Here is a 3,690-nt window from a genome sequence, read left to right as displayed (position 1 = left end):
TGCGTGCGGACCAACGGCTACCGCAGAGCCCCGCTCTACGGTGCCGACGACGACGCCGGCGACGACTCCGACCTGTGACCGACCAGCCGCAGGAGACGCTGCTGCGCGGCGAGCTGGCCGTCGTCGGCCGGATCCGCTCGGCCAGCAACGCCACCTTTCTCTGCGAGGCAACCCTGGGCGACAGCGTCGTGCAGTGCGTCTACAAACCGGTGGCCGGGGAGCAGCCGCTGTGGGACTTTCCCGACGGCACCCTGGCGGGCCGGGAGTACGGTTCCTTTCTCATCTCCGAGGCGCTGGGCTGGAATGTTGTGCCGCACACCGTCATCCGGCAGGGTCCGGGCGGACTGGGCATGGTGCAGCTGTGGATCGAGGAACCCGAACCGGCCCGTGTCCCGGGTCTGGTGGATCTGTGTCCGGCCGACTGCGTTCCCGACGGTTATCTGTCGGTGCTCACCGCCTACGACTACGCCGGTGTGGAGGTGACCCTGGTGCACGCCGACGATCCCGGGCTGCGCCGGATGGCGGTCTTCGACGTGATCGTCAACAACGCCGACCGCAAGGGCGGCCACATTTTGGCCGGAGCGGACGGCGCTGTCTACGGCGTCGATCACGGAATCTCCCTGCATGTCCACGACAAGCTGCGCACCGTGCTGTGGGGGTGGGCCGGCACGACACTGGACACCGCGACGCTGGAGTCGCTGCGCAGCCTCGACGATCGGCTGCGGGGCAAACTGGGCACCCGGCTGCGCAAGCACATCACCGGCGCGGAACTGGCCGCGCTGCGGCGGCGGGTGTGCGCGGTGATCGAGGAGCCGGTGATGCCCAAGCCCGACGGCCGTCGCCCGCTGCCCTGGCCGGCTTTTTAGACCAGTCGGGTCCGCGGCTACTGCCCGGTGGGCAGGGGCTCGAAGTGCATGATGCCGCTGTCGGCTTCCAGTGACAGATGCAGTTTCCCGTCTTTCACCAGGTAGCTGCGTACTCTTCCGAGCGCCGCGGCAACCACGGTGTCGTTGGACGGCTGGGGGCACATCATCTTGGTGAGCGCGATCGGGCCGAAGGTCAGCCCGCCCGAGGAGCCCTCGCCGTCCCGCTTCCAGGTGGAGTTGCCCCGGTTGCAGTCGACCCGGAAGCCGGCCTTCCCGTCGTCGCCGAAGGTCACCGTGTATTCCGACCGCTGTTCGATCTCGGTGCTCGGCTGCTCATTGGGCGCCATCGACTCGATGGTGACCAGCTGCCAGGTGGTGCCGGTCAGAGGGTCTGCCACCTCCGCGGTCTTGCCGCAGCCGGCCGCAGCAAGGACGAGGTGGAGACCAAGGGCCAGGCCGATGACGCTCGCGATTCGCATGGCAGCAATCTAGGCGTCGGCCCACACCCACGCGCCGTTTCCGCCTCGGCAATACTGACGGGGTGAGTCGCACCGACGCCGAGCTGGCCGCCGATCTGGCGGAGGAGGCGGGCCGGCTGCTGCTGGCGGTGCGCGAGGAGGTCGGGCACGACTTCCCGCCCGCCCTCGGCGATGCCGGGGACATCCGCGCCAACGCGCTGCTGCTGCGGCGGTTGCACGCCGAGCGTCCGCACGACGCGGTGCTCTCCGAGGAAGCCCATGACGACCTGAGCCGACTGCGCGCCGACCGGGTATGGATCATCGACCCGCTGGACGGCACCCGCGAGTACTCCCTGCCGCGGCGGGAGGACTGGGCGGTCCACGTGGCGCTGTGGCAGCGCACCTCCGGTTCGGAGGGGACGATCTCCGACGCCGCGGTGGCACTGCCGGCCATCGGGGAGGTGCACCGCAGCGACACCGTGACCGCCCCACCGCCGTCGCCCGCGGGACCGATCCGCATCACCGCCAGTTCCAACCGGCCGCCGGCGGTGCTGTGGCTGTTGCGCGACCGGCTCGACGTCGAATTCGTCCGTATCGGTTCGGCGGGCGCCAAAGCCATGGCGCTGGTCCGCGGCGACGCCGACGCCTACATCCACGCCGGCGGGCAGTGGGAGTGGGACTCGGCCGCACCAGCCGGCGTGGTCAAGGCGGCCGGGCTGCACGCCACCCGCCTGGACGGTTCGCCGCTGCGCTACAACCAGCCCGACCCGTATCTGCCGGACTTCCTGATGTGCCGCCCCGAGGTCGCCGACGTGCTGCTCGACGCGATGTGGCTGGCCAGCTGATGCGGGCCTGGACCGCCGCCGACATTCCCGAGCTGCCCGGGCAGGGTCCGCAGCTGCGGCTCTACGACACCGCCGATCGGCAGGTGCGGCCTACCGTGCCGGGCGGATGCGCCACCATGTACGTCTGCGGCATCACGCCGTACGACGCCACCCACCTCGGTCACGCGGCCACCTACCTGACTTTCGACCTGGTGTACCGGATGTGGCGGGACAACGGGCATCGGGTGCATTACGTGCAAAACGTGACCGACGTCGACGACCCGCTGTTCGAGCGCGCCGAGCGCGACGGCGTGGACTGGCGCGACCTGGGTACCCGCGAGACCCAGCTGTTCCGCGAGGACATGGCGTCGCTGCGGGTGCTTCCACCGCAGGACTTCATCGGCGCCACCGAGGCGATCGCCGAAGTGGTGGAGATGGTCGAGAAGCTGCTGGCGTCCGGCGCGGCCTATGTGGTCGACGACCCGGACCATCCCGACGTGTACTTCCGCGCCGACGCCGATCCCGTCTTCGGTTACGAGTCCAACTACGACCGGGACACCATGCTGCGGCTGTTCGCCGAGCGCGGGGGAGACCCGCAGCGGCCGGGAAAGTCCGATCCCCTCGACGCGCTGCTGTGGCGGGTGCGGCGCCCGGGTGAGCCGAGCTGGCCGTCGCCGTTCGGGCCGGGCCGGCCGGGCTGGCATGTCGAGTGCGCGGCAATCGCCGTGAGCCGCATCGGTTTCGGATTCGACGTCCAAGGTGGCGGGAGCGACCTGATCTTCCCGCACCACGAGTTCTCCGCCGCGCATGCCGAGTGCGCCACCGGGCAGCGCCGGTTCGCCCGGCACTACGTTCACGCCGGCATGATCGGTTGGGACGGGCACAAGATGTCCAAGAGTCGCGGCAATCTGGTGCTGGTCTCGAAACTGCGGGCCGCCGGTGTCGATCCCGCCGCGGTGCGACTGGGTCTGCTGGCCGGGCACTACCGCAGCGACCGGTTCTGGAGCGACGAGGTCCTCGCCGAGGCGCAGGCCCGGCTGCAGCGCTGGCGCACCGCCACCGCCCTGCCCGCCGGGCCCGACGCGGCCGACGTCATCGCCCGGCTGCGCCGGTATCTTGCCGACGACCTGGACACCCCGAGAGCGCTCGCCGCGGTGGACGGCTGGGCTACCGACGCCCTGGAATACGGCGGACACGACTCGAGCGCACCGGCTCTGGTTGCCACCGCGATCGATACCCTGCTGGGCGTTTTCTAATAAATTCCGGACCTTGTTGACGTTTGCTAGCAAATTCCCGTTCCGGTCGGGGTAGGTTGGCCGCAGGTCAATCTCGAGGGGGGTCATCCATGCGGAACTGGATCATCATTGTCATCGCGCTCTTGATGACGGCACTTGCCGGCTGCGGTACCGCCACCGACCAGGCTAAACAGGCCGGGACCACGACGGCTGCCTCAGTTCCGAGCGGTCCGGTCACCCCCGACCAGGCCCGCGAGATCGCCAAGGAGGCCTACATCTACGGCTTCCCGATGGTCGACAGCTACCG

4 protein-coding genes and 1 pseudogene are annotated in these 3,690 nt (G+C 69.7%); 4 read left to right on the top strand and 1 reads right to left on the bottom strand.

Going from position 1 to position 3,690, the window contains the following annotated elements; genetic code table 11:
- Positions 1–74 precede the first annotated feature (74 nt).
- Positions 75–866, top strand: a complete 792-nt coding sequence (locus ADBZ6I_RS16595; protein ID WP_526385779.1) for an Rv2133c family protein — start codon at positions 75–77, stop codon at positions 864–866.
- Between the two features lie 17 nt (positions 867–883).
- Here the strand turns inward: ADBZ6I_RS16595 and ADBZ6I_RS16590 are convergent, their stop codons facing one another.
- On the bottom strand, positions 884–1,345 hold the full coding sequence (locus ADBZ6I_RS16590) for an META domain-containing protein (protein WP_526385777.1): 462 nt from the start codon (positions 1,343–1,345) through the stop codon (positions 884–886).
- 62 nt (positions 1,346–1,407) lie between these two features.
- Between ADBZ6I_RS16590 and ADBZ6I_RS16585 the strand changes: the two genes are divergently transcribed.
- The 3 genes and pseudogenes from ADBZ6I_RS16585 to ADBZ6I_RS16575 all read left to right on the top strand — a co-directional run.
- Positions 1,408–2,169, top strand: coding sequence for a 3'(2'),5'-bisphosphate nucleotidase CysQ (locus ADBZ6I_RS16585; protein WP_526385775.1), 762 nt, complete (start codon positions 1,408–1,410; stop codon positions 2,167–2,169).
- Positions 2,169–3,404 (top strand): cysteine--1-D-myo-inosityl 2-amino-2-deoxy-alpha-D-glucopyranoside ligase, encoded by a 1,236-nt coding sequence (gene mshC / locus ADBZ6I_RS16580; protein ID WP_526385781.1) that lies wholly within the window; start codon positions 2,169–2,171, stop codon positions 3,402–3,404. Before ADBZ6I_RS16585 ends, mshC begins: the two co-directional genes overlap by 1 nt.
- Before the next feature lie 89 nt (positions 3,405–3,493).
- Positions 3,494–3,690: pseudogene (locus ADBZ6I_RS16575) on the top strand (DUF1254 domain-containing protein); the annotation flags it as partial.

Source organism: Mycobacterium sp. (assembly GCF_044342925.1).
In the GTDB taxonomy this organism is placed as follows: domain Bacteria; phylum Actinomycetota; class Actinomycetes; order Mycobacteriales; family Mycobacteriaceae; genus Mycobacterium.
This window is presented reverse-complemented; position numbering and strand designations above follow the sequence as displayed.